The 24,602-nt window shown below is 66.6% G+C and carries 18 protein-coding genes, 1 tRNA gene and 1 pseudogene; 7 read left to right on the top strand and 13 right to left on the bottom strand.

The annotated features are described in order from the left end of the window. Positions 1-485: 485 nt before the first annotated feature. From ACIPAE_RS29055 to ACIPAE_RS29045, 3 genes are read right to left on the bottom strand one after another with little or no spacing between them, the layout of a single operon-like run. Positions 486-5,534 carry an FtsK/SpoIIIE domain-containing protein gene (locus ACIPAE_RS29055; protein ID WP_402449102.1) on the bottom strand — a complete coding sequence of 1,683 codons (5,049 nt, stop codon included), beginning with the start codon at positions 5,532-5,534 and terminating at the stop codon, positions 486-488. Then, the gene (locus ACIPAE_RS29050) at positions 5,531-6,964 is read right to left on the bottom strand and encodes a hypothetical protein (RefSeq protein ID WP_402449100.1); all 1,434 of its coding nucleotides are present in this window, start codon (positions 6,962-6,964) and stop codon (positions 5,531-5,533) included. Before ACIPAE_RS29050 ends, ACIPAE_RS29055 begins: the two co-directional genes overlap by 4 nt. Next, a complete protein-coding gene (locus ACIPAE_RS29045) occupies positions 6,964-8,724 on the bottom strand; it encodes a hypothetical protein (protein WP_402449097.1) in 1,761 nt (586 codons plus the stop codon). The genes ACIPAE_RS29050 and ACIPAE_RS29045 overlap by 1 nt, the downstream gene beginning before the upstream one ends. A 511-nt stretch (positions 8,725-9,235) precedes the next feature. On the opposite strand from ACIPAE_RS29045, the gene ACIPAE_RS29040 reads away from it, so the two are divergent. Further along, positions 9,236-10,453, top strand: a complete 1,218-nt coding sequence (locus ACIPAE_RS29040) for a DNA cytosine methyltransferase (RefSeq protein ID WP_402449095.1) — start codon at positions 9,236-9,238, stop codon at positions 10,451-10,453. 175 nt (positions 10,454-10,628) lie between these two features. Here ACIPAE_RS29040 and ACIPAE_RS29035 read toward each other — a convergent pair whose 3' ends face one another. Continuing rightward, positions 10,629-11,024, bottom strand: coding sequence for a very short patch repair endonuclease (locus ACIPAE_RS29035; RefSeq protein WP_402449111.1), 396 nt, complete (start codon positions 11,022-11,024; stop codon positions 10,629-10,631). A 227-nt stretch (positions 11,025-11,251) separates the two neighbouring features. Here ACIPAE_RS29035 and ACIPAE_RS29030 point away from each other — a divergent pair. Further along, positions 11,252-11,993 (top strand): annotated as a pseudogene (locus ACIPAE_RS29030) (hypothetical protein). 18 nt (positions 11,994-12,011) lie between these two features. On the opposite strand, the gene ACIPAE_RS29025 reads toward ACIPAE_RS29030, so the two are convergent. The 6 genes from ACIPAE_RS29025 to ACIPAE_RS29000 all read right to left on the bottom strand — a co-directional run bounded on the left by ACIPAE_RS29025 (position 12,012) and on the right by ACIPAE_RS29000 (position 16,385). Beyond that, positions 12,012-12,575, bottom strand: coding sequence for a histidine phosphatase family protein (locus tag ACIPAE_RS29025; protein ID WP_402449093.1), 564 nt, complete (start codon positions 12,573-12,575; stop codon positions 12,012-12,014). Beyond that, positions 12,568-13,329 (bottom strand): SDR family NAD(P)-dependent oxidoreductase, encoded by a 762-nt coding sequence (locus ACIPAE_RS29020; protein ID WP_402449091.1) that lies wholly within the window; start codon positions 13,327-13,329, stop codon positions 12,568-12,570. The genes ACIPAE_RS29025 and ACIPAE_RS29020 overlap by 8 nt, the downstream gene beginning before the upstream one ends. Then, positions 13,314-14,450: a hypothetical protein gene (locus ACIPAE_RS29015; RefSeq protein WP_402449089.1), complete on the bottom strand. Its 1,137-nt coding sequence runs from the start codon at positions 14,448-14,450 to the stop codon at positions 13,314-13,316. Before ACIPAE_RS29015 ends, ACIPAE_RS29020 begins: the two co-directional genes overlap by 16 nt. Next, a complete protein-coding gene (locus tag ACIPAE_RS29010) occupies positions 14,447-14,806 on the bottom strand; it encodes a glycosyltransferase family 9 protein (protein WP_402449086.1) in 360 nt (119 codons plus the stop codon). The genes ACIPAE_RS29015 and ACIPAE_RS29010 overlap by 4 nt, the downstream gene beginning before the upstream one ends. 497 nt (positions 14,807-15,303) lie before the next feature. Continuing rightward, positions 15,304-15,377 (bottom strand) — tRNA-Pro (locus ACIPAE_RS29005). 84 nt (positions 15,378-15,461) lie between these two features. Continuing rightward, on the bottom strand, positions 15,462-16,385 hold the full coding sequence (locus ACIPAE_RS29000) for a metallophosphoesterase (protein ID WP_329367651.1): 924 nt from the start codon (positions 16,383-16,385) through the stop codon (positions 15,462-15,464). A gap of 211 nt (positions 16,386-16,596) precedes the next feature. Between ACIPAE_RS29000 and ACIPAE_RS28995 the strand changes: the two genes are divergently transcribed. Further along, positions 16,597-17,058, top strand: a complete 462-nt coding sequence (locus ACIPAE_RS28995) for a GatB/YqeY domain-containing protein (protein ID WP_328465811.1) — start codon at positions 16,597-16,599, stop codon at positions 17,056-17,058. 253 nt (positions 17,059-17,311) lie between these two features. On the opposite strand, the gene ACIPAE_RS28990 is transcribed toward ACIPAE_RS28995, so the two are convergent. Next, positions 17,312-19,690: a transglycosylase domain-containing protein gene (locus ACIPAE_RS28990; protein WP_402449084.1), complete on the bottom strand. Its 2,379-nt coding sequence runs from the start codon at positions 19,688-19,690 to the stop codon at positions 17,312-17,314. A gap of 611 nt (positions 19,691-20,301) precedes the next feature. On the opposite strand from ACIPAE_RS28990, the gene ACIPAE_RS28985 reads away from it, so the two are divergent. Beyond that, complete coding sequence (locus ACIPAE_RS28985; RefSeq protein ID WP_329367654.1) at positions 20,302-20,640, top strand: WhiB family transcriptional regulator; 339 nt, start codon at positions 20,302-20,304, stop codon at positions 20,638-20,640. Between the two features lie 129 nt (positions 20,641-20,769). On the opposite strand, the gene ACIPAE_RS28980 is transcribed toward ACIPAE_RS28985, so the two are convergent. Both ACIPAE_RS28980 and ACIPAE_RS28975 read right to left on the bottom strand, forming a co-directional pair. Continuing rightward, positions 20,770-22,065 (bottom strand): ArsA family ATPase, encoded by a 1,296-nt coding sequence (locus tag ACIPAE_RS28980; protein WP_329367656.1) that lies wholly within the window; start codon positions 22,063-22,065, stop codon positions 20,770-20,772. Between the two features lie 66 nt (positions 22,066-22,131). Further along, positions 22,132-23,346 (bottom strand): ArsA-related P-loop ATPase, encoded by a 1,215-nt coding sequence (locus ACIPAE_RS28975; RefSeq protein WP_402449080.1) that lies wholly within the window; start codon positions 23,344-23,346, stop codon positions 22,132-22,134. A gap of 87 nt (positions 23,347-23,433) precedes the next feature. Here ACIPAE_RS28975 and ACIPAE_RS28970 point away from each other — a divergent pair, with 87 nt between their 5' ends. The 3 genes from ACIPAE_RS28970 to ACIPAE_RS28960 all read left to right on the top strand — a co-directional run bounded on the left by ACIPAE_RS28970 (position 23,434) and on the right by ACIPAE_RS28960 (position 24,583). After that, positions 23,434-23,592 carry a DUF4177 domain-containing protein gene (locus tag ACIPAE_RS28970; protein WP_107503983.1) on the top strand — a complete coding sequence of 53 codons (159 nt, stop codon included), beginning with the start codon at positions 23,434-23,436 and terminating at the stop codon, positions 23,590-23,592. Beyond that, entirely contained in the window at positions 23,589-24,056 is a 468-nt protein-coding gene (locus ACIPAE_RS28965; protein WP_402449079.1) for a RidA family protein, read from the top strand. The genes ACIPAE_RS28970 and ACIPAE_RS28965 overlap by 4 nt, the downstream gene beginning before the upstream one ends. A 107-nt stretch (positions 24,057-24,163) precedes the next feature. Next, positions 24,164-24,583 (top strand): DUF952 domain-containing protein, encoded by a 420-nt coding sequence (locus tag ACIPAE_RS28960; RefSeq protein ID WP_402449077.1) that lies wholly within the window; start codon positions 24,164-24,166, stop codon positions 24,581-24,583. Positions 24,584-24,602 lie beyond the last annotated feature (19 nt).

Below are 24,602 nucleotides of genomic sequence, written 5' to 3'. Positions count from 1 at the left end.
TCCCGCAACCCAGCAAGACCAGCACGCTCAACGCCCACGGTCCTCGCAACTCCCACAGATCACGGGTGTTGCGAGGACCACTAGAACCCAAGCGGAAGGATCAGGGCCCTGACCTGCTGCTTTGGAGTCGGGGTGGCGGGATTTGAACCCACGGCCTCTTCGTCCCGAATGAGGCCCTGATCCCTCCCTGACCTGCGGGATTCGGGAAACCGCAGGTCAGGGGGTAGGTGGGGGTTGGTCTGAGCGGGTATGGGGAGTCGGTTTCTTCATGATCGGCTCCCAATTTTCTCCCAAAGGATCCGGGTCCTGACCTGACTGATCCGGCTGACCTTGCGTGCGGTAGGTCGGGCGTCAGAGCCTCACGATCGCGACGCGGTCGCCGCAGAGCTTGCGCAAGATCGTGACCCGGAGAGGGCCACGTCTATGGCGTACTTGTGGCTGTGCAGCCCGGCGTGACGTGGACTGGCATGGCGAGCACGTCTTGGTCAGCCGCCGTCGCAGGCAACCTGCACCCGAGTGGTGCCCTTGGCCGTGTGCAGAAGCGCGTCGCCCTGTCCAGCCAGAGCTTCGGCTCCGGTCTCGTCCAGAATGATGCGGCTATCGGTCGCGGTCTTGACCCGCAGAGCGAGTTGGGCGGGGAAGTTGGAGCGGATGGTCGTAGAGATCACGTCTGCGCTCGGGCGTTGCGTAGCTGCGATGACGTGGATGCCCGCAGCACGGGCCTTCTGGGTCAGGCGCTTGAGCAGTGCTTCGATTTGCTTCTTCTCTTCGGGATCGCTGGTGAGGTCGGCGTACTCGTCCAGCACGATGACGATCCAGGGCTTTCGGTCCGCTTTATCGACCTTGGCGTTGTACTCGATGAGCTTGCGAGTGCGGATCGCCTTCATGTCCGCGTAGCGAACGGCCATCTCTTCGACGGTGTCCTTGAGAATCTCGATGGTGTCGGTGGCGTCCATACCGATCATGCGATCAAGGTGAGGGTCTTCCTCAAAGTCGACAAGTTCGGTGCCCTTGGGATCGACGAGGCGGAGTCGCAGGGAGCTCTTTTCGTACCGGAGCAAGCCCTTGAGGATCGTTTCCAGGGCCACGGATTTTCCTGATCCGGTGGTGCCGGCTACCAGCAAGTGCGGTGAGTCCGCGGAGGACAGGTCGATGGTGACCGGGTTGCCTTCGATGTCGACGCCCAGGGGGGCGATGAGGCTCTCGGGGTCGGCCGGGCGCTGCTGCCACAGTGCCTTGGCGTCGATCCCATACTTCTCGTCATCGATCTTGGGGATTTCGAAGAGCACGGAGCCGCGGTCGCTGCGGGTGCGGATGCTGAACCCGGAGGGCAGTGCCAGGGCCAGGAAGATTTCGTCGCGTCGGTTCGTCAGCTTGTCCACGGTGACCCCAGGATTGGGGATGAACCGGAAGATGTAGAAGCCTGGTCCTTCCTGCCACTTGCCCGCCTCTGGGGCGGTGACCGAGACCTTGTGGCGGGCGAAAACGTCAAGGATCTTGTTGTATCGAAGCCTCAGCTCCTCCTCGGGGAGCCCACCGCGGTGAGCCTTCAGAGGGGCAGGGTCTGCCTCTACGCGAGGGTGAAGCGCAACTACGGGTCTAGGCAAGATTGTCGGAGCATTCGCTCCGACGGCGTCGACAAGAGCCGTCGGTTCTTCCGGAATAGGCAGTTGGGCGGAAATTCCTGGTGAGGAGGTCTTGACGACAGCGCCGGGGTCCATCACGGTCCCGCTGAGGTCCCCAGGGGTAATTAGGGGGTCGGCATTGGTGGGGTCCTGGTTGGCGCGCAGAGCGCCGATGAGGTTCAGCAGCTCGTGCTTATTCAGCCTCACCAGGATGTGCTTGCCGAGGCGTCCGACCGCGGGTGCTGACTGGTCGTCCTCGGCTGAGATGGCCACAGCAACGCCGGTGACTTGACCGAGCTGGACCTCCTCGGAGCGCAGGGCATCAAGAACCTTCGCCTCAACCTGACGGTGATCGTCATTGCCGATCAAGATGCGAGCTGGAAGGTCTGCGGCCTCCAGTGCGCTTCCACTGGTCTGAGCGATTGCGGCGGCAAGCTCGTCCAGCCAGAAGGGACGGTCGTGGCGAGCCTCGCCGTCCGAGCGGAAGGCATCTTTGCACAGGTCGGTGGTGCGGTTGAGTTGTTCCTCGGCCGAGCCGACGTCAAAGGTCTGGCGGAACTTGGACTCGACGACCAGGACATTGAGGCGGACCGTGCCGTCGTTCTGGACGGTCAGCACGAAGCGGCCCAGATCCGCACGGGTTTTGTGTCCCCGGCCGAACCAGCGGTGGTGCTCGTCGAAGCTGATCCAGGTGACCAGGCTCGTGCCCTGTTGAGGGACCGGAAACTGCTGGTCGATGACAAACCGGGTCGCGACCAGGCCGACCACTTCGTTGACCGTGGTGCCGATACCGAGGGAGCGCAGCACGGCCCCAGGAGCCACGTTGCGGCCGACCTCGTAGATCCGCTTGGCGGTGCCTTCGGAGTCCTGAGGGGTGACGACGCCGATCTGCTCCAGGCGGCGTCGCAGTCGCTGGACGACGAACTGCCGGCCGGTCTGTGAGCTGACGATGAGGGTATATGACTCGTTCTTGCCGACATTCGGCTTGACGAGAATGACGTCAGGGCGGTTGCGCAGCGCATCGATCTGTTCACGGCCGATGAAGCTGTCGAGGGTGACGACCCAGTGGGCCACGCCGTGTAGGTCGGCGAACAAGTCTTGATGCTGGTGGAACTGCACCTGCATCTCGAAGTAGTCGATGCCGTCTACACTCTCCCGGGAGACGGGAGAACATCGGTCGTAGCGCACGCACAAGGTAGACCAAGACTCAAGAGCCTCGTCGGCGGTTTCGGGCAACAACGCTCTCACGACATTCTCACTGGTCTGAGCCAGGTTGTGTGAGGCCGGATGCTTCCAGGGGTTGAAAAAGCCTGACAGGGATTCTTTCTTGGTGCTCTCCTTGATGCTGGTCTGGGTGCCGAAAAGTACCGGAGCCAGGACGAGGTCTATGGTATCTTCCAGCCCTGACAGGTCTGCTTTCTGGTCGGGCTCCCATGCCTGCAAGATGAGTTGAACGTCGGGCAGGAAGCTGTCCTCGGACATCTCTGCGCCGGAGAACTGCAGGTCGAAACCCTGGATGATCTCGTGGTGGGTGGCCTGAGGAGCCAGCACGACCAGATCAACCTTCAGACGAGGGTTCTTGGCCCGTACTTGCTTGGCCACGCGCATTGGCAGGACAGGATCGCCGTTGCGGTCCAGGAGCAGTACGCGGAGGCCGTCAAGCTTGTGGGGGTAGGTCGTCAGGTAGTCGGTGATGACACGGACCATCTCATCGATCGCGGTCTCGTCGACGCTGGAGAGCCATTCCTTAGACTCGTTGCCTCCGTGGCGGACCGGTGCGTACTCTTCGTGTCCGGCTGATTCCCGCATCGGAATGGCGATTGTGCCGCCCGGCCCGACGAGGACCGCTGGCGTTCCGTGTGGGGAGATGCGGTCGATAGCGTCGAAGAATAGATCCTCGTTCTCCTGGTTGAGGCTCAGACCTCCATCTTTGTTTAGGGCGGTCTCAATACTGCGGGCAGTCTCTGTGTAGTTACGTGCCAGCCATCGCAGCTTCAGCGGGTGGGTGGCCAACATCATCATGCGGTGATCGGCCAGCCCGACGACGTCGGTCAAGACGACGGCCTTAAGGTCTTCGTCCGGAGCGTTGTTGGGAACCAGGGTGATGCGAGCTTCGCGGAGGATGCCTTCCCACTCGCGTACGTAATCGTTGATGTTCCCGGCGTCGAGCCCTTCGGCGAGCCGCTCGAAGTGCTTCCGTTTGAGGCGCTCCAGCTGGCCAGCGAAATGAGGTTCCGGGACAGGTGCAGGATCGTCGACCTGCCATTGCCGTGGGTCGTTGAACCTTTCAAGGAAGGTGTCGAAGGTCAGATCGCTGGTATGGCCAGGGGGGTTTCGCCAGGTGTCGATGAGGGCTGCCAGGGCTATCTGCCCGGGGATACCCAGGGGGTCCCACCGAAAACGTCGCTGGGCGGCGTTGTCCATCTCGACCAGGAAGCGCAAAGGTGCCCACTCGGTGTTCAGGTCGAACGGCTCTTGGGTTTCGTGGGCTTCCGGCACGGCCGGCTTCGTCCGGTCCAGCAGGGAGCCTGTCACCTCCAGGCTCAGGCGAAGCCCGGTGGTGTCCTGGATGTCATGCAGGGTGCGTGCGTACAGGAAAGCGAACAACCAGCGGCTCCACCGCCCGGCTTCCTGGTTGCCCTCAAGTCCTACCACGACGGTGCCTTCCTCTTCGTCGGAGAAGTAGGTCAGCTCGCGCAGCAGTGCACGCAGTGGGTCTTGGACGAACTGAGAATCCGGGAAGGCAAGCTTCTCAACTTTGCGGCGCGAAGGCTTGGACAGTAGGTCGGCCAGCGGTTCAGCGCCACCGATGGGAGAGTCGTCAAGGAAGCGCTGTGCGGATTCCTGGTCTCCACGGTCAAGCGCCTCTTCGATCATCAAGGCGTCGAAGTCGTCGACCCGGTCTGCGGCCTTCTTCTCGATCTCTTGCCGGACCTGCTGGCCAAGGCCGATCTTCTTGGACTTTTGCTCGAAGACCTCAAGCCAGAGGGTCAGGTCCTGTCCACAACGAAGCTGACGGCGATCCTGCAGGACAGGCCCACTGCGGTTGAGGTTGAGTACGAGGTTGCGCATGCGGGCTTTAGCAGTTTCTGAATCCGCTCCGATGCGAGCCAAAGATTCATCAGTGAACTCAGCCGTGGCGATGCGGTCTATCAGGTCTTCCGCGGTGATTTCCTTGCCGGTGGGCTGTTTGAAGGCACTGACGCAGACGTTTTTCTTGATCCGGGCAGGCAGCGCGGCGGGCTTGTCGAGTAGGTTTGGGTCCGGGAAGAGACCAAGAGCGGGCAAAGCTGAAGAAATCTCGGTACAGACGACGTCAGGCGTGTGGATCCGAGTCGCTACGACCTTCTGCGCCGTCTCGACCAGGAAGGCCGCCCAGCGATGCAAGGACCGGGGGTCTTCATCGGTGACAGCACGCCAAATGGCGGGCAGGGATTCGGCCATAAGGGCCGGAACCGTGCCGCTGCCACCCGCCTCCCGCCACACGTCTGCCATGAACCTGTGGAATCCGTGCTCGCCTGAGGTGTCATGGTGGTCGCCCAGAATTGCGGCATCGTCAAGGGCGTTCATGGCCGCTAGGCCCTGTTCGTCCGGAGACTGCCCCCACTCGAACAGCAATACCGCCGTGCCCTGCATGGAATTTCGCCACTTGGTCAGCTGCTCCCCCCGCTTCAGCAGGAACTCATCAGGCACGCCGTCGATCTGCTCCGAGGTGCCGGCCTTGACGACAACCTGCAGTTCCGCCGACTCCGACAGTCTCTGGCTCGTGCGACGGAGGGCCTCGGCCACGGTCAGTTGATCGAACCCACAGACGCGCAGGCCGACACGGGCCCCACTGGACTCAGTGACCTTGCGAAGTGCTTCATCGGCGACGAACCGGCCGAGCGCTCGGATGCTGCTGTCGGTCACCGGGGCTCTCCTCGAACCATGCTGGTTGCGTCTGAATACTGAGTGAGTAGACCGATAGCGGCCAGCTTGCTTCGGAATGCCTTTCCGTTGAAAGCAAGGAACGACGAGTCGATCTCATGGGCCAACGGGCTCGCAGCCGCGACCTTATTCTCCGCCACTAGGCCGTAGTTCTTGTACAGCAGCGCACAGAACTGGTCGAACTCCATCTCCGTGCCCTGTGGGACAGTGGCAGATGCCAGCGCCTCAAGCATCGGAGGCTTCATGGTGAAGTGTCGACGTCCGACCGTTGCGTTCAGGGCTCCCACAGCGGCGAGGGTCTCGCTGAAAAATGCTCGAGGCGATGCGACTGCGTTGTCGTTCTCGTTGGTGAATCGTTCGTAGCGACCTTTCTTAGCCTCGTCGCCTTCGGATTCGTTAATAATTTCCCGGGCCTGGATGTTGATCGCGTTGCCGATGTCGTTGCGGAAGCTGTTGAGATTCTTCTGCGACTCGCTGCGCAGCGGGGTTGCCTCGTTTCCGAAGTCAAGCAGGATCGACTCGCCATCGGTAAAACCCAACTTCCTGCGTGCAAGGTGAAGCTGGTGGCGGGCCAAACAATAGGGAACCCAGTGCATGAGGCTCTCGGTGCGTTTAGCCCTCGGCGTCATAGTTCGGGCGACGATGTTACGAGTCCCATTCCTCAGCAGGTCAGGCCACGGACTGAGGTTTTCGTACAGGTCAATGTCTCTTTCTGAATCGTCTTCGTAGGGCTCTTCGTCGTAGTCGAAGTCGTGGGCGCTGAGGGCTTTGGCGAGGTTGCCCAGAGGGGTGCCGCTGTCTCGGACCAGGGCGTCCAGGCCCCGTCGGGTGGCCGCCCTGCGGTCAAGATCAGGGTCTCTGCGCAGGACCTTGTAGGCCCAGCCCCCACCGTCACGGAAAAGATAGCGCTCGATGCTCGGAGCTTTGATTCTGGCAGTCAGCTTGCCGGCCTGCTCGCGCTTCTTAGGGGAGGAACCGCGTTGATGGAGCTGTCGGTCGACTGCGTCGTAGTGGATGAGTTCGCCGACGAATGGATAGATGTGCGCCCCGAACCAGCTGGGCTGACTGCGGCGCCCCGGGATCTCGACCAACAGGGACGAGAACAGGGCATGAAGCGTCTCCAGGGTCTCGGGAGAGTCCAGCTCGACCGCTTTACCGAGTTCTTCGTCGCCTTCAGCGATGGAGGCTTTGGTTGCGATCCGCCGAGCCAGGTCGTGTGAGGTCCTCTTGTAGGCGACGCTGTCTCCATCGTCCAGGAGTCCTGCGTGCTTCTGTGGGTCTTGCTGATGTGCCAGGTAGACACCGCGCGCGATCGCGAGCATCTCAAGCGCGACGTAAAAGCCACGGCCCTGCTGTTCAAGATTTACACCGAAGAGGCGCCGAACGACCTCTGCCTTGGAGCGATCAGCCATTACGCCCGCACCGACCTGATCTTGTCGCCGACGTCGATCATGAGCTTTCTCATGATGTTGCCCACCAGCACCTGGATCTCGTCGTCCTTGTTCGACGAGTCAGCCAGCTCGGCCAGGGATCCGCTCAGCCCGCGGATCTCGGCCTCATGCTGGACTTCGCTACGCAAGCCTGCGGCCCACCGTGTCAACAACTCGAAGCGAAGAAGATCCACTTCGACCGAGACTGCCGCCTGGCCAAAGTCGACGGCCGGGATACGGATGTAGATGGAGCGATTGAGCCACTCGACAGCGTTCCGCATCTTTGGGGTGTTGCTCGTGCGGCCTTCCTTCTGCCACTGAGTGACCTGGTCGACCACCTCAACGCCCTTGCTGGACACTCGTCGGGATATCACGGCTGCGCGGGCGCGATGGGCGAAGAAGGCCGGGTCAAGCACAAGGAAGTCAGGGTTGTTCCCAGCCCGGTGGATACCCTGGACAGCTTCCAAGCCCTTAAGGAAGCGGTCTCGCACGGTGGTGTCTGCCGGGTCCCCAACCTTGCTCTGGACACTGACGAAGTCGTCGCCGGCCTGCAGGCCCATGCGGGCGAACCGATCTTTGTTGTCGATGCTGTTGAAGAAGTCAGCTCGTCGCAGGAACGTGTACAAGCCCCGCAACTGTTCGGCCTGCTTCTGCGCATCCCGGATCGTACGGGCCTTCTGCAGGTAGCTTTTGGGATCCCCGGGAGGGAAGCGGCCGACCGTGTCGGGGTCAAGGCGGTCGTCAACCTGGCGACGAGAGACCGTGCCCGGGTCCAGCTTGCGCAGCGCGAAAAAAGCGGGAACCCGATGCCGCTGTTGCTGGGTCAACCGGTCACCGAAGAGAGCCTGGTGGTACAAGTAGGGTGCCTGCCACAGCCTGTTCGAGCGTGACCACTGGTACTTTGTATGGACGTTCTCACAAGACAGGCCACCCGTAAGCATGTAGCTGGTTACGGCGAGAGCTTGACGGGCTGTGACTACGGCCCCGGTCTGCTCGGCCGCAGCGAACAGGTCCCGGATCGCGGCCCTGCGCTGGGGCCCATGAGTTGCATCGTTCAGCTCGTCGCGGTTGGCCAGAATCGGGCAGACATCCCGTGCATCACAGGTCTCACAGGCCTTCCACCGTGACCATTGCGGGGTAGTCCACTGCCTCAGCACCCAAGGGACGAAGCCACCGTTGTCACCTTCGGCCGCTACGGACTGGTAGTTCAGGTTGATGACAATGACTGTGCCGTCGGGGTTGCTGACTTGTCCACGACCCATGCCGTCTGTGAGAGTCTGGACTAGAGTCTTGGCTCGTCCTGTGCCGCCGGCCTCCAGGTTGTCGTCCGCGGCGACGCACTTACGTAGTTGACCCTCGTTTGCGCAGATAATCGCGACGCCCTCGTCCGGAGGGTCAAGTAGCTCCACAAGCCTATGGGCGCCTCTTTGCGCATCGAGTTCGCTGAGATCCCTCAGGATGTACAGCGGGCGCCCGCTACGTGTCCGCCCGAGGGAGCGGCTTGCGTCGCCGGCCTCAATCAGGTCGTTGAAAACCGCCTTTTTCCTGATATCCGATGAGATCGCCTCGCCACCGGCCCACAGCTCAGTCAGAAGGCCAGCACACAGGCTCGTCTTGCCATGCCCGGCGTCTCCGGTGAGGACGATGGTCTTCGTAGTCGGTGCCTCTATGGCGCTCAGCAGGTAGTCCAGCGTCACGACGCGGAACAGTGACTGCGTTCGCTCTGCCTGCTCGTAGATCATCTCAGAGGTGTCTACGTCGAACGGTTGATAACGACCTATCCGTTGGACGTGTTTGTTGACCTCTAGCGGCATGCTGCAGTCCTTCGTCGACCGGGCCGGGGGTGCTGTGGGATTCTAGCCGTCAGGACCTCTATAGGTAGACCAAAATGCACCTATGAGTGGTGAAGTACGCCCGGTTCACCAGCGCGTGACTGCATCGGAGGTCTTGAAGGTCCCTGATCACCGTGATCGATGCTGATGGGCTCGATGTTGAGCGCGATCGAGTGAAGGAAGCGTGGGTGCTCCGCCTGGCCTTGTCGACGCCACGTTACCAACGGTGGCACAGCCTGATGGCCGTTGATGAGCTCGTTCAGGGGCCCGTGACGCCCGGAGGTGCGGCGTGGAACCGGTCGTGATCGGCACGCCCGACGACACCCAGGTTCGGTCTACCGCGCACGCTTACCCTTCTTGATCGAGTATTATGACCGCTCGTTCCGCCGGTTCTACGAGCAAGCGCAGATGGGGGTCACACGTGGGTGAGCTGTACCCCTTGCGGGCCAAGCGGCGTCCGAAGTTTGAAGGGGGTGCCGGCTCCTTGCGAGTCGTCGACCTCTTCGCGGGTTGCGGGGGCCTCACTCTTGGTATCGCCCAAGCAGCCCACAGGCATGATGTTTCGCTTGATGTCCGTCTTGCAGTTGACTTTGAGGCAGCACCCACCAAGGTCTTCAAGGCTAACTTTCCCAAGGCCAACGTCCAACAAGGAACCGTCGAATCGTACTTCGACGGTGACCTCGGCTCATCGTTGACAGCTCGGGAGGTGGAGACTCTCTCCACGGTGGGTGATGTGGAACTCTTGATCGGTGGGCCGCCGTGTCAAGGGCACAGTAACCTTAACAACCACACCCGCCGCGACGACCCCAAGAATCGGCTTTATCTGCGTATGGCTCGCGCTGCAGAGGTTCTGCGTCCCTGCGCGGTGATCATCGAGAATGTATTGGCTGTTGTAAATGACAAGCAGCAGGTTGTCTCGCGCGCCATCGTTCATCTGAGGAAGCTTGGATACGATGTTGCCACCAGTCGTATCGACCTACTCAAGCTCGGGGTTGCCCAGACGCGAAAGCGGCATATACTGCTGGCCGTCCGCGAAGACGCGCTGCCTTTTGGATTTTCCGCTGCCGACCTGTTGCAGGTCGAAAACCACAATGCTGCACCCCGTGACTTGCGTTGGGCGATCGGCGACCTGCTTGATGTTCGACCTAAGTCTTTCTTCGATGAAGCTGCTGTACCCAACGCGGATAACCAGCGGCGTATGAAGTACCTCTTCGACAATGACGAGCATAATCTGCCGAATGCACAGCGTCCCGAATGCCACCAAGGCGAGCACAATTACATCTCAATGTATGGCCGCTTGTGGTGGGACCGTCCGTCTCAGACAATTACCAGCGGTTTCGTGACGATGGGTCGCGGACGGTTTGTCCACCCTGCTGTGCCCCGATGTCTGACCGCCCACGAGGCCGCACGTATCCAGGGCTTTCCGGACTATTTCAAGTTCGTTGACGAGAGGACCAAGCCTCGCTATGAGCTGACTCGCACCGAGGTTCAGGTCATTATCGGCAACGCCGTACCTCCGCCTCTGACCGAGGCGCTGACCTCAAGACTCTTCGACGCTGAGGTCCTGCGGGCGAAGGACGACGCTCCCCGGTTCCTTGAGGACGACTACGCTGCTTCCGCTATCGACCTTGCTTGCTGAGTCCGTAACGAACTTGACGCTTCGTGGCGCGGCATGATGAGGACTTCATTGAATTGAAGAGTAGTGATACATGCGGCATCCGTATGCTCCGCCATTGAGGTAGGATTGGCGGTTACGGCTAAGCCGCATCATGGGTGGCCCGCAGTAATGGGATCGCTGCTCCTGAACGATCGGGTCAGGGTTTGAGTGCAGGTGTCGCCCGTCTCGACTCGACGGTCTGGACGATACGCCGCACGACATCCTCCGCCGCCTCATGCTCCCAGAACCTTGAGACTATCCAGCCATCGGAGCATAGTCGCTCAGTTGTCTCTTGATCTCTTTCCATATTCCGATCAAGCTTTGTCCGCCACCACTCGGCATTCGTCTTTGGGCTCGTAGCGTGTACAGGACAGCCGTGCCAGAAGCAACCATCGAAGAAGACTGCTATCTTCAGCCTGCTGAAGGCGACGTCGATGGAACGACGCGGCATTTCTGGAACGCGCACCTGCAGTCGGTAGCGAAGCCCTTTGCTGTGAAGCAGGCGGCGAACAGCCAACTCCTGTGCTGTGTCGCGGGACGATTGCCGGCTCATGCGCGCTGCGACGGCTGGCGATGACGCTGTCGGGGACATGAGTCCATTGTCCCACCGGTGAACGTGGATCTGAACGGGCACTCGGAGGTGTGAACCCGGTCCCGCCCGATCGCGATCCCAAGGTTCATCCAGTTGATCCTCGATGAGAGCGTGGACCGGCACGCGATCCTGTAGACGGAAACCGCGCGAGGTATCTGGAGACGTGGCAGCGGCGCTACGTTCGCGGTATGACTCCTTCGGCATCATCGACCGGTACAGCCGACTTGCGTCCGGAACCGGTGGGTGGGGCCGCGGGTTGAGCATGTGCTTCAGACACGCTTGGACTGGGACGTCGTGGTGGGCAAGCGGCGGGTCCTCGGGGCGCGGTCGGATCGCGGTACGTGGGTGCGGATCGAGCGGCGGCCGTTCGCTCGGGTCGGGGCGCAGGGGTGGAACGGTGCGGAAAGCCGGTGAAACCGGGCGGCGTACTGACCGAGGTTCCTGAGCTGCCCGGCGACTGGTGGGCGGCGCTGAACTCCTCCCTGGACGCTCTGGCCAGCGCGGACAGCACGAGGGTGGCGACCCCCGACACCGTTGTGATCACTCAGGCCCACGTCAGCGAAGTGGTCCAGTCGGCGTTCCCGGGCGCTCCGGCGGCGACCGTGCTGGAATGGCGTCCTGCCCACGGTGATCTGAACTGGGCCAACGTGACGGGCCCGCGGTTCTGCCTGTTCGACTGGGAGGACTGGGGCATGGCGCCCCGCGGGCTGGACGCGGCCTCGCTGTGGGCACAGTCCCTCGCAGTACCGGAGTTGGCCGAGCGCGTGCGAGCTGAACGCCGCCGTGACTTGGACAGCAGGGACGGCAAGGTGATGGCACTGTTCGCGTGCGCAAAGGTCGCCGGGCCGTACGCCCATCCTGAGGGACCCTCGCCTTCAGCCTGCTCGACTGGCGGCCGAGCAGCTGTTGGAGGAACGGCAACGCGGCTGACGTCCGGCTCGTCGGCGTTCACGACCTCCCGGCGGCGTTCATCACGTGGGCAAACAAGCACTCCCGCCGGAAGGCGGCTTCGGGGTTCTGCGATCGAGTGTTGAGGCAGGTCAGTGCGCTCAGGAGCACGTTGTGAGAGAGGGCCAGAACATCGCCGTTCCGACCGCGGCAGACTTCGGCGAGGTATTCGGCGCAGCGGCTGGCCCGGTCGTACAGCTCGGCGAGACTTTCGCCGTCTCCGCAGGCCAGGGAGGGGTTGGTGGCGCGATGTTCGCGCCAGGCGCGGTACTCGGGCGGGTATGTGTCGGGGGTGTGCCCGATTACCATGCTGGGGGCGCGCCACTCCGCGAGAAGCGGGGTCGTGTCGATGACGGGGATGCCAGTGAGCTGCGAGAGAAGGTCGGCAGTCTCGCTGGCGCGCAGGAGGGGGCTGGTGACGATGGCCGTGATGCTGGGCGGGAGTGGGAAGGCGCGGCGGACTTGGACACGGCCCTCGGCGGAGAGGGAGGCGTCGGGCGGGGCGTGGTGGCCGGGGTGGTGGCCTTCGTAGGCGGCGTGGCGCATGAGCCAGATGTCAGCCAAGGATCCAGCCTCCGTCGACGCGCAGGGTCTGGCCGGCGATGAACCCGGCGTCGGGGGTGGCGAGGAAGGCGACGGCGGCGGCCACGTCGGAAGGCTGACCGCGGCGTTGGATGCACTGGCGGGCGAGTTGGCGGGTGGTCATGGCGTCGGCGTCAGGGACGACGGCAGCCTCGGCGGGAACGGAGATCGAGCCAGGCGCCACGCAGTTGGCGGTGATGTCGGCGGGACCGAGTTCGCGGGCCAAGGCGCGGGTGAGTCCTTCGAGGCCGGCCTTGGCGCTGATGTAGGCGGACAGGTCGTGGCGGCCGGCGGTGGCGAGGACAGAGCCGATGGTGATGATGCGGCCCCAGCCGAGGGCGGCCATGCCGGGGGACAGCTCGTGGGCCAGGAGGTAGTGGCTGGTGAGGTTGGTGGCCAGCGTGTCGTCCCAGACGGCGGGCGTGGTGTCGGCCCAACTGGTGCGGGGGTAGGCGCCGGCGTTGCTGACAAGGATGTCGACGGGGCCGGGGCGGGTGCGGGCCTGTTGGCAGAGGTCGCGGACCGCATCGGGGTCGCGCAGGTCGGCCTCCATCGGCCGGGCGGTACCGCCGTCGGCGGTGATCTCCTCGGCAAGGGCCGTGGCGGCGTCCCAGTCGTCGAGGTGGGCGAGGGCGACGGCTGCTCCGTCGGCGGCCAAGCGGCGGGTTATGGCCGTGCCGAGGCCACCGGTGGCACCGGTGACCAGCGCGGTGTGGCCTTTCAGAGGGCCGGGCATCGTGACTCCTCGATGGAGAAGAAGGTGGCGGGGTCGAAGGTCGGACTCATGGCTTCGGCGAGGCGGGCCAGAACGAGCAGCCGGTCGGTGGGGGCGAGGTCGGCCAGGTTGTAGACGGCGAGGATGCGCATGGCCAGGTAGGGGCGCAGGAGTTCGCAGAGGTCGCCGTTCGGCCAGATCTTGTCGGCGACGGGCTGCAGGAGGCCGTGCCAGTACGCCGTCGCAGCGGCTCGCCTGGGCGCGGCGAGGCGGGGCGTGTAGTCGATGTGGACGGTGCGGGCGGCGTGGTTGACCCGCGCCCGCTCCAGTCGGGGGCGATTGGCGTCCAAACGTGAGAACGTCGCCGGGTGGTCGGCGAAGGCCGCCGGGTTGTACGCCGGAACGAGCCAGCAGCCGAGGGCGGTGACGTACCAGAGGAAGTTGGCGAACTCGCCGAGGACACTGTTGAGGCCGACGGTGTCGTAGTCGAACCATGCCAACGGATGCGCGAGGTTGACGTCGGTCGGGTCGCCTTGCGTGAGTGCGGCCCAGACCGGTTCGTCGCGCTCGAAGTGGGTGCGCAGCCGCCGCAACGCAGCCGCCCAGCCGAACGCGAAAGGACGGCCGTTGACCACGATGACGTACTCGGCGAGGCGGCTGACCGGCAGGTCGATGATGCCGCCGGCGACAGGGAAGTCGGCCTCGGCGTAGTAGGTGTCGAGGTGTCCGCCGGGAGCGGCGCGGTCCCAATACAGCTTGCGGACGACGCGCTCGGGCGGCACTTCCTGAGCCGTCTCCAGGATGACTTCGCGGTATGCGGTGGTCAGGTCCTCCATGTATCGCAGGAGTTCCGGACCGGGTTCCTGCGTGTTGAGCAGGTCGAGCAGTAGCCCGCGGTCGGTACCGCCGGGCAGCCGCTCGTAGGCCAGCAGGTGCCCGCCCGGGACGCGCACGTGGGCATGGAGGGTGGGCACGCGGTAGTGCTCGCGCAGGCGGGCGTGACCGCGTATCTCCTGGCGGGCCTCGTCGCGATTCCGGGTGTACTTCACCAGCAGCGGACGGCCGCGCCAGTCGACCGGCAGGAGGAGGTTGCGAGTGGCGCGACGAAGGGGGCCGGCCCCCCAACGGCGGTCCCCGGTCACCGGTCACCTCCGGCCAGGAGGTCCGCGCAGACCCGGGCCAGCGCTGCCGGAGTGATGGCGTCCAGGCCGACGTCCGTGGCCGGTGCTATGCGATCTCGCACCGGGCACAGGTCGCCCTGGTGCATGCGCTCGGAGAACGGCGTGGCCACCGCATGATGGTGGCGCAGGCCGGTGCGCCGTTTGCTGTGGGCGTGGCGGGCGTAGAGGCCGATGACTGCCGGACCGCCGCCGTCCGCAGTGCGGGCGAGAGCGGCGAGGTGGGTGAGCCCGGTGTCGTTGCCGATGACGAGGTCGCAGTGCGGAAACACGTCGGCGAGCTCGTTGGCGGGAACACCATCGAGGTGCAGCCCGCTCACCCCGCGCCCAGCTTGCGCCGCGGCAATCCCCGCCCGGGGGAGGGGCGCCCCGGGGCAGGGTCGCCGCCAACCGGGCCCAGGCCTGCTGGGTGCCCATCGCTCCGGGCCTGACGCCCCACGGCCACCGGCACACCCATCGGACGATCATGGAGGAGGTCGGCACTCCGCCCAAGCTCATGGACGAACGGCTCGGCCACGAGGACGGCTCCGTCCAGGCCCGCTACTCCCACGCCACCCCGCGCATGCGGGCCCGGCTCATGGACGCGCTCACCGAGCAGTGGGAGGACGCACTGCAAGCCCGCCGCGAGATGTGCCCCAGCTCGCCCGTCGGGGCGCTCGACGCGCTCCTCACGGCGAGGGAAAGACCAGGTCAGCGGGCGGAAGAAGGGAGCCCCCGACCAAGATCTTCTCCCAATTTTCTCCCAAAGGGCCCCTACAACGCCGTGAGGGGCGGTCTTCCGAATCGGAAGACCGCCCCTCACCTGCGTGTTCACCAGTCGGGGTGGCGGGATTTGAACCCACGGCCTCTTCGTCCCGAACGAAGCGCGCTACCAAGCTGCGCCACACCCCGGTGCAACGAGGATTACTTTAGCGGACCCGGAGCCGGAGGCGAAATCCGGTTTCGGGGGAGCCGGGGGAGGGGCCCGGGGGAAGGTCAGGTGAGGGTGAGGAGGGTGGCCTCGGGGGGGCAGGCGAAGCGGACCGGGGTGAAGCGGTTGGCGCCGCAGCCCGCGGAGACGTGGAGGTAGGAGGTGGAACCGGTGGCGGTGTGCGTGGAGAGGCCCTTCACGCGGTCGGTGTCGAGGTCGCAGTTGGTGACCAGGGCGCCGTAGAAGGGGATGCAGATCTGGCCGCCGTGGGTGTGGCCGGCCAGGATCAGGGGGTAGCGGTCGGCCGTGAAGGCGTCCAGGACCCGGAGGTAGGGGGCGTGGACGAGCGCGAGGTTGAAGTCGACGTCGGGGTCGGGGCCGCCGGCCACGGCCGCGTAGCGGTCCCGCTTGATGTGCGGGTCGTCCAGGCCGGTGAGGCCGAGCACGGGGCCGTGGTCGAGCTTGAGCCGGCCGCGGGTGTTGCTCAGACCGACCCAGCCGGCCTCGTCGAAGGCGTCGCGCAGGTCGCCCCACGGGTTGCGGATCGCGCCGTGGGCGCTGCCGCTCTTGCCGTTCAGCCCGTGCTGGCCGCGGGCCTTCTCGACCAGATAGCGGCCGGGGTTGCGGAACTTGGGGCCGTAGTAGTCGTTCGAGCCGAAGACGTACGCGCCGGGGAACCGGAGCAGCGGGCCGAGGGCGTCGAGCACTTCGGGGACGGCGGTGGGGTCGGAGAGGTTGTCGCCGGTGTTCACCACGAGGTCGGGGCGCAGCCCGGCCAGGGACTGCAGCCAGCGGCGCTTCTTGGTCTGGCCGGAGACCATGTGGATGTCGGACAGCTGGAGGATGCGGATCGGCCGCATGCCCTCGGGCAGCACCGGCACCTCCACCCGGCGCAGGCGGAAGGACCGCGCCTCGAAACCTGCCGCGTAGGCCACGCAGGCCGCGCCTGCCGCCGTCACACCGAGGGGGATTCCGTATCGCGCGCGCATGCGTCCATCGTGTCAGAGTCGGCACCTCAGGTGTGCGCTGGTACGGCTGCGGTACGACGGTACGACGACTAAGGGATGGCCTTACGCCGATCGCGGTACGGCCGCGCGCCGACCGCGGCGAGCCCTACCCCGCCTACGGGAACTTCCGCGGGAGCGGCCACCGCGCGGTTAATACGGCGCACCCGCCGCGCCGTGATGCGAAAATCGCCCTATGACCACGACCCTCAAGCAGCGACTGCACGACGACCTGACCGCCGCGATGAAGAGCCGCGACGAACTGCGCTCTGCCACGATCCGGCTGACCCTCAGCGCCATCACCAAGGAGGAGGTGGCGGGCGACACGGCCCGGCAGCTCTCCGACGACGAGGTGCTGAAGGTGATCGCCCGGGAGGCGAAGAAGCGCCGGGAGGCCGCGGAGGCGTTCGCGCAGGGCGGCCGGGAGCAGTCCGCGCAGCGGGAGCGGGAGGAGGGCGAGGTGCTGGCCGAGTACCTGCCCAAGCAGCTGGGCGACGAGGAGCTGGCGGGGATCGTACGGTCGGCGATCGAGGAGTCCGGCGCGTCCGGGCCCAAGGCGATGGGCGCCGTGATGAAGGTCGTGAGCCCCAAGGTGGCCGGGCTCGCGGAGGGCGGCCGGGTCGCCGCCGAGGTCAAGCGGCAGCTCGCGGCGGGCTGAGCCCACGGCCGGCACCCCACGGCCGGCACCCCACCGCCGGCCCCTGCACCACCGCGGCCGCACCCACCGCCAGCACCGCGCCCGCGCCCGCACCCGCCGGCCGCGCCCGCGCCACCGTAAAGCAGTGGCACCGCGGAACCGCGGAGCGGATGACGTAGGAGGCATGACGTAAGGGGCACCCACCAGAGTGGGTGCCCCTTACGTCATGCCTCCTACGTCATGCCCGTTCACCGGGTGCGGCGCTCGACCGCCGCTATGGTGTCCCGCCCAGTTGCCCGCCGGTCTGCCCTCCCGAGGGGAACAGCCCCCCTGCCCCGCCGCCGGTCGTCCCGTCCGTGCTGCCCTGATCCGCTCCCCCGGTGGTCGTGCCCCCGGTCGTCACCCCGCCGGTGGTGGCCCCGTCGACCCCGCCCGTCGTCCCGCCGACCGTGTTCGTACCGGTGCCGCCGCTGGTGATCGCGCCGGTGGTCGCGCCCATCACCGTGAAGCCGCCATGGCCGCCGTGCCCGCCGTGGCCCTTGCCGTTGTCGCCGCCGTTGTCCCCGGTGTTGTCGCCGTTGGGCGGCTGCTGGGAGTCGCCCGGGCTCGGCACGTTGAGCGGGACCGTGGTGAAGTTCTCCGCGGGGGAGCCCTCCAGGGCGCCGTTCATCGCGTCCTTCCAGATCGGCGCGGGTCCGTCGGCGCCCTGCACCTTGTCGTAGCTGCGCGGGCCGATGGTGATGTCGATCATCTGCCGCTTGTGCGCCGGGTCGCCCATCCACACGGCGGACGCGAGGTTCGGCGTGTAACCGGCGAACCAGGCGGCGTAGCGGTTGTCGGTGGTACCGGTCTTACCGGCCGTCTCCCGGCCGGGGAGGTTGGCCGCGGTACCCGTACCGTCGTCGACGACGCCCTTGAGCATGGTGTTCAGGGTGTCCGCGGTCTGCTGCGACATCGCCTGCGAGCAGAGCGACTTGGGCACCGTCAGGTGCTTGCCCTGCGCGTTGGTCACCGAGTTGATCACGATCGGCGTGCAGTAGACGCCTCGGTTGGCGAACGCGGCGTACGCGGCGGCCACGGTCAGCGGGGACACCTCGTTGGTGCCCAGGGTGAGCGAGGCGCCCTGCACCAGCGGCTTGCCGTCGGCCCGGCCCACGCCGAGCTTGTCGGCCATCTTCACGATCGGGCAGAGGCCGACATCGGCTTCGAGCGCCACGAAGTAGGTGTTGATGGACTGCTTCAGCGCGTCCGGCATCGCGTACGGGCCGCGCTCCGACGGCATCTCGTTCTGCGTGGTCTTGTCGCTGTGCAGGACCGCGCCGCTGCAGTTGGTCACGTCCGGGTACTGCATCTTGTTCGGCGCCGGGTAGGTCTGCGAGGGCTTGTAGCCCGCCTCCAGGGCGGCCGCGGCGGTGATCGGCTTGAACGTCGAACCGTTCTGGAAGCCCAGCCCGCCGTCCATGTCCTGGTTCACCGAGTAGTTGATCTGCGTCTCGTTCTTGCCGAGGCCGTACGGCTTGCTCTGGCCCATCGCGACGACCTTGCCGGTGCCGGGCTGCACCATGGTCATCGCCGCGGCGATCGTGTCGCTCTTGTAGACGTGGTTGCTGATCCCGTCGAGCAGCGACTTCTGCGCCTTCGGGTCGAGTGTGGTGTGGATGGTCAGGCCGCCGGTGTTCCAGACCTTGGCGCGGTCCTCCTTCGTCTTGCCGAAGGCGGCGTTCTGCAGGAAGGTCTCGCGGACGTAGTCGCAGAAGAAGCCGGCGCCGTTGACGGCGGTGATACAGCCGTTCTTCGGGGTGCTGACCTTGAGGCCGAGCGGGGCCTTCTGCGCGGCGGCGGCCTGGGCCGGGGTGATGTCCTTGAGCTGGGCCATCCGCGCCAGCACGGTGTTGCGCCGCTGGGTCGCGGCGTTCGGCGCGCTGATCGGGTCGTACCCGGTCGGGGACTGGACCAGCCCGGCCAGCATCGCGGCCTGCGGGAGGGTGAGGTCCTTGGCGTGGGTGCTGAAGTACCGCTCGGAGGCGGCCTCGATGCCGTACGCCTGCTCGCCGAAGAAGGTGATGTTGAGGTAGTTCTCCAGGATCTTCTTCTTGCCGAGTTCCTTCTCGACCTGGATCGCGTACTTCATTTCCTTGATCTTGCGGCCCACGGTCTGCTGGGTGGCCTCGGCGACCTTGCTCGGGTCGTCGCCGGCCTCCTCCACGAAGACGTTCTTCACGTACTGCTGGGTGAGCGTGGAGGCGCCCTGGGTGCCGCTGTCCGAGGCGTTGTGGCTCAGGGCGCGCAGGATGCCCTTGAGGTCGATCGCGCCGTGCTCGTAGAACCGCGAGTCCTCGATGTCGACCAGCGCGTTGAGGATGTTGGGGCTCATCTGGGTGATCGGCACGACGGTGCGGTCACGCGAGTAGACGGTGGCGATGAGGCCGCCGTTGGCGTCGAGGATCTTGGACGCCTGACTCAGGGGCGGCTGCTTCAGCTCTCCTGGCAGGTCGTCGAAGCCCTTGACGGTGCCCTTCGCGGACAGCCCGAGAGCGCCGGCGGCGGGCAGCGCGATTCCCGCGAGCACCACGCCGGCCAGCACGCTGACACCGAGGAACTTGGCGACCTGCTGGGTCGTCGACAATCCCCCACCGGAACGCTTGTGAGCCATGCAGAGCAGCCTAAACCGTCATCCTGGGAGTTCCCGAGGCTTGGTGGCTTTTCTGGGCGGACGCGTACGAGACCGTGACAATACGAGGCCGTGACGTTCGTGACGGAAACGGGTCACGGGGTGGACGGGTGGTGAGGGGCGCGACCGCCGGCGGCGGACCCGGATGCAGGGGCGTACGCCGGCGCGAGGCGACACGGACGCGACGCGGGACCTCTCACGCGGCCTACGGGGTACGGGCGTTGCGATTTCCCGGACGCGCGGTGGGGTGGTCGCCTACCCTGGAGCAGGCGGGGCGCGAAGGGATCGCGACCTCTTGCCTTCCTTTGTCACTCTTGTGAGTGATGAGAACTGCCCGAATTTCGGTATATGCCTGGGGTCTTGGCGCCTCCAGGTGGGCGGAGAGCGCAGTTTCTCCGGATATATCCGATTTCGTCGCGGCTCACTCCGTTGGGTGATCTGCCGCGCACGCATAGTCCATTCGGGCCATGCAAGATTGGGCCTGAAAGGGCTGTTGCGCCGCGCCTACCTTCCGTAACGTCCTCAACTGGCAACGGTGAATATGCCGTTTGCCGCCGTGGGGGAGCCTCGATTCGGGAGAGGACGGCGCCAGCATGAGCAGCTGGGTAACCGACTGGAGCACGCAGGCCGCGTGCAAGACGACTGATCCGGACGAGCTGTTCGTCCAGGGTGCGGCCCAGAACCGGGCGAAGGCGGTGTGCACGGGATGCCCGGTGCGCACCGAGTGCCTGGCGGACGCCCTCGACAACCGGGTCGAGTTCGGTGTGTGGGGGGGGATGACCGAGCGTGAACGCCGCGCTCTGCTGCGCCGCCGTCCGACCGTGACGTCCTGGCGCCGGCTGCTGGAGACCGCCCGTACCGAGTACGAGCGCAGCACCGGACTGCTGCCGATCGGCGACGAGGCGGACGAGGACTACGCCGCGGCGGGCTGATCGCCCCTGAGGTGCCGACGGTCCTTGCGACACCGACTGTCGTTGCGACGCCGACCGTCCCTGAGCCGCTGATCGTCCTTGCGACGCCGACCGTCCCTGAGACGGCGGGCGAGGACGGACGAGGACGGACTACGCCGCGGCCGGCTCGTCGCCGCCGAGACGCAGGCCGATCGCCCGCAGCCCTTCCAGGTCGTGCACGTCGCCGGGCAGCGCCGTGACTTCGACCACAGGGACTTCGGGGTGCACCGACACGAAGCGGTCACGCGTGCGCCGCTCGCGGGCGACCACCTGCATCCGCTCGGCGTGCAGGCGCAGCAGCCCCGCGGCGAGGAGTTCCGTACGGTCCTGGGGGTCTGCCTCGACGCGGTCCCGGGCGCTGTCCGCGGCGCCCTTCCCGGCGCCTTCCGCCGCGCTGCCGGAACCTTCGTAGTCAGCTTTCCCGGCGGGGAGATCGACAATGCCGCCGTCGGCAAGATTTTCCGCGACCGCGTCCTCCAGCGCCTCGGCGGCGGCCAACGCCCGTTCCGCGGTGAGCTGATCGGCGCCGCTGCCGTGCACGCGGTTGAGCACCAGCCCGGCCAGCGGCATGTCCTCGGCGGCCAGCCGCTCCACGAAGTAGGCCGCCTCGCGCAGCGCGTCCCGTTCGGGGGCGGCGACCACCAGGAACGCGGTGCCGGGCGCCTGGAGCAGCCGGTAGGTGGCGTCGGCGCGGGTGCGGAACCCGCCGAACATGGTGTCCATGGCGGCGACGAAGGTCTGCACGTCGCGCAGCAGCCCGGCGCCCATCACCTTGCTCAGGGTGCCGGTCATCATCGACATGCCCATGTTGAGGAACTTCACCCCGGCCCGGCCGCCGACCTTCGCCGGCGCCATCAGCAGCTTGATGAAGCGGCCGTCGAGGAACGAGCCGAGCCGCTTGGGGGCGTCGAGGAAGTCCAGCGCGCTGCGGCTCGGCGGGGTGTCGACGATGATCAGGTCCCAGGCGTCCTGGGCCCGTAGCTGGCCCAGCTTCTCCATCGCCATGTACTCCTGGGTGCCGGCGAATCCGGCCGACAGCGACTGGTAGAAGGGGTTCTCCAGGATCGCCCGGGCCCGCTCGGGGTCGGAGTGCTGCACCACGACCTCGTCGAACGTCCGTTTCATGTCCAGCATCATCGCGTGCAGCGAGCCGCCGGCCGACCGATCGATTCCAGCCACCTCGCGCGGGGTGTTGTCGAGTTCGGTCAGGCCCATCGACTGCGCCAGACGGCGCGCGGGGTCGATGGTGAGCACCACCGCAGTGCGCCCGCGCTCGGCGGCGCGCACGCCCAGTGCGGCGGCGGTGGTGGTCTTGCCGACACCGCCGGAGCCGCAGCAGACGATGATGCGGGCCTTGGGGTCGTCGAGCAGCGGATCGATCTCCAGCGGGGGGCTTTCCAGGCTCATCCGTGCGACCTCAGAACTCGGGCTCGTTGTACGCGGGGCCGGCGTCGGCTGTTCAGGCGGGCGTCGTCAGTCATCGTCCACGTCCACATCCACGTCCACGTTCGCGGCGCGGGCGTCTTCGGCATCCTCGGAGTCGTCGGCGTCGTCCGGGGCTTCGTCGTCGTCCGGCGCGACGGGTGCGTGGGCGTCCTCGCGGGCGGGCGCCACCGCCTGGTGGCGCAGGCTCTCGGCGAGCCGGTAGAGCCCGCCGAGGTCCACTCCGTCGCCGAGAAGCTCCAACTCCCTTACCGGCAGGCCGAGTCCGGCGATCTCCGCGCGCTGCTCCCGCTCCAGCACCACGCGCTGGGCGTGCTCGTGGGCCTGGGCCAGGAGCGGCTCGACGAGGCGTTCCGCGACGCCGCCGCGGCGCGCGCCGCCGAGCCCGGCCTGGGACAGCGCCTTGGCGACGGCGGTCCTGCGCTTGCCGTTGCCGGCCGCACCGCCGCCGTTTCCGCTCGCCCCGCCCGTGCCGTTCGCGCCGCTCTCGGTGCCGGACACCTCGGCCAGCTCGGCGTCCGCCAGCATCACCGGCCGCACCATGTTGACGATCACCGCGCCCACCGGCAGCCCGGCCGAGCGCAGTTCCGCCACGCCGTCCATCGTCTCCTGGACCGGCATCTCCTCCAGGAGCGTCACCAGGTGGATCGCGGTCTGCGGGGACTTCAGCACCCTCATCACGGCCTGCGCCTGGTTGTGTATCGGGCCGACCCTGGCCAGGCCCGCGACCTCGTCGTTGACGTTGAGGAAGCGGGTGATGCGGCCGGTCGGCGGGGCGTCGAGCACCACCGAGTCGTACACCGGCCAGCCCGCCTTGTCCTTGCGGCGTACCGCCTCGCACACCTTCCCGGTGAGCAGGACGTCGCGCAGGCCGGGGGCGACGGTGGTGGCGAAGTCGATCGCGCCGAGCTTCCTCAGCGCCCGGCCGGCCCGGCCGAGCTTGTAGAACATGTCGAGGTAGTCGAGCATCGCCAGCTCGGCGTCGATGGCCAGGGCGTGCACCTCGCCGCCGCCCGACGCGGAAGCGATCCTGCGCTCCTCGTACGGCAGTGCCTCGGTCTCGAAGAGCTGGGCGACGCCCTGCCGCTCCTCGACCTCGCACAGCAGCACCCGGCGGCCCTCGGCCGCGAGGGCGAGCGCCAGTGCGGCGGCGACCGTGGTCTTGCCCGTGCCGCCCTTGCCCGTCACGACGTGGAGCCTGACGGCTGATGACTGTTGAGGGCTCACCCTTGCGAGCCTAACCATTCGGCGGCCCTGTCACCCCTCCGGCCGCCGGTTCGCCCTCCGGAGCCGCCGCACGAAGCGGGCCGCCCCAGGCACTAAAGTCGCGGTATGGCGAAGAAGTGGGAGTACGCGACCGTACCGCTGCTGGTGCACGCGACGAAGCAGATCCTGGACAACTGGGGCGAGGACGGCTGGGAGCTGGTCCAGGTCGTCCCGGGCCCGAACACCGAGCAGCTGGTCGCTTACATGAAGCGGGAGAAGGAGTGAGCGGGGCCGTCGCGTCGCGGCTCGCCGAACTGGGGCTGACCCTGCCGGACGTGGTGCCGCCGCTGGCCGCGTACCAGCCCGCGATCCGCTCGGGCGCGTACGTGTTCACCTCGGGGCAGCTGCCGATGATCGAGGGGAAGCTGCCGGCGACCGGCAAGGTCGGCGCCGAGGTGTCCCCGGAGCGCGCCAAGGAACTCGCCGCGACCTGCGCGCTGAACGCCCTCGCGGCGGTCCGCTCGGTCGCGGGCGACCTGGACCGGATCGCCCGCGTGGTCAAGGTGGTCGGCTTCGTCGCCTCCGCGCCGGACTTCACCGGCCAGCCCGCGGTGGTCAACGGCGCCAGCGAACTGCTCGGCGCGGTGCTGGGCGACAAGGGCGTGCACGCGCGCAGCGCGGTCGGCGTCGCGGTGCTGCCGCTGGACGCGCCGGTCGAGATCGAGATCCAGGTCGAACTGGCCGACTGAGCCCGGACCGGCCGCCGCGTGCGCGGTGGCCGGGCGGGTGGCCGGGCGCCGCTGGTACGGCGATGCTGGTACGGCGACGGTTGAGGACGCGACGGGAGGGCGGCGCGGTGGGTGAGGGTACGCACGAAGGTGCCGGCGCTGCGGATGACAGCGCGGACTCGAGCACGGGCAGGGGTGACGGCGCCGCACCGGCGCGGTCGGACCTGATCCTGCACCTCACCGAGCGCGCGCTGTGGGACGAGGCTCGCGCGATGGGCAGCTACGAACTGTCCACCCGCGACCGCACCCTCGGCGACGTCGGCTTCATCCACTGCTCGCTGCGCCACCAGCTCCCGGCGGTCGCCGCGCTCCTCTACGGCGCCGAGCCGGCCCGTACCGACCTGGTCGTCCTGGTGATCGCGGTGGACCGGCTCGACGTGCCGGTCCGCTACGAACCACCGGTCCCGGGCGGCGAGGAGTTCCCGCACATCTACGGCCCGCTGCCGGTCACCGCGGTGGTCGCGGTGGAGCCGTGGCCAGGGCCGTAACCGAGGCTGTCGCCGGGGC

This window comes from Streptomyces sp. NPDC087270 (genome assembly GCF_044744625.1).
GTDB lineage: Bacteria > Actinomycetota > Actinomycetes > Streptomycetales > Streptomycetaceae > Actinacidiphila.
This window is presented reverse-complemented; position numbering and strand designations above follow the sequence as displayed.

Excerpts from the sequence above, each read along its gene's own strand:
- ACIPAE_RS29035 (WP_402449111.1), bottom strand. The coding sequence starts at position 11,024 with ATGAGCCGGCAATCGTCCCGCGACACAGCACAGGAGTTGGCTGTTCGC.
- ACIPAE_RS29045 (WP_402449097.1), bottom strand. The coding sequence starts at position 8,724 with ATGATCTACGAGCAGGCAGAGCGAACGCAGTCACTGTTCCGCGTCGTG.
- ACIPAE_RS28970 (WP_107503983.1), top strand. The coding sequence starts at position 23,434 with ATGGCGAAGAAGTGGGAGTACGCGACCGTACCGCTGCTGGTGCACGCG.
- ACIPAE_RS29050 (WP_402449100.1), bottom strand. The coding sequence starts at position 6,964 with ATGGCTGATCGCTCCAAGGCAGAGGTCGTTCGGCGCCTCTTCGGTGTA.
- ACIPAE_RS28990 (WP_402449084.1), bottom strand. The coding sequence starts at position 19,690 with ATGGCTCACAAGCGTTCCGGTGGGGGATTGTCGACGACCCAGCAGGTC.
- ACIPAE_RS28985 (WP_329367654.1), top strand. The coding sequence starts at position 20,302 with ATGAGCAGCTGGGTAACCGACTGGAGCACGCAGGCCGCGTGCAAGACG.
- ACIPAE_RS28975 (WP_402449080.1), bottom strand. The coding sequence starts at position 23,346 with ATGGTTAGGCTCGCAAGGGTGAGCCCTCAACAGTCATCAGCCGTCAGG.
- ACIPAE_RS28980 (WP_329367656.1), bottom strand. The coding sequence starts at position 22,065 with ATGAGCCTGGAAAGCCCCCCGCTGGAGATCGATCCGCTGCTCGACGAC.
- ACIPAE_RS29000 (WP_329367651.1), bottom strand. The coding sequence starts at position 16,385 with ATGCGCGCGCGATACGGAATCCCCCTCGGTGTGACGGCGGCAGGCGCG.
- ACIPAE_RS28995 (WP_328465811.1), top strand. The coding sequence starts at position 16,597 with ATGACCACGACCCTCAAGCAGCGACTGCACGACGACCTGACCGCCGCG.
- ACIPAE_RS29020 (WP_402449091.1), bottom strand. The coding sequence starts at position 13,329 with ATGCCCGGCCCTCTGAAAGGCCACACCGCGCTGGTCACCGGTGCCACC.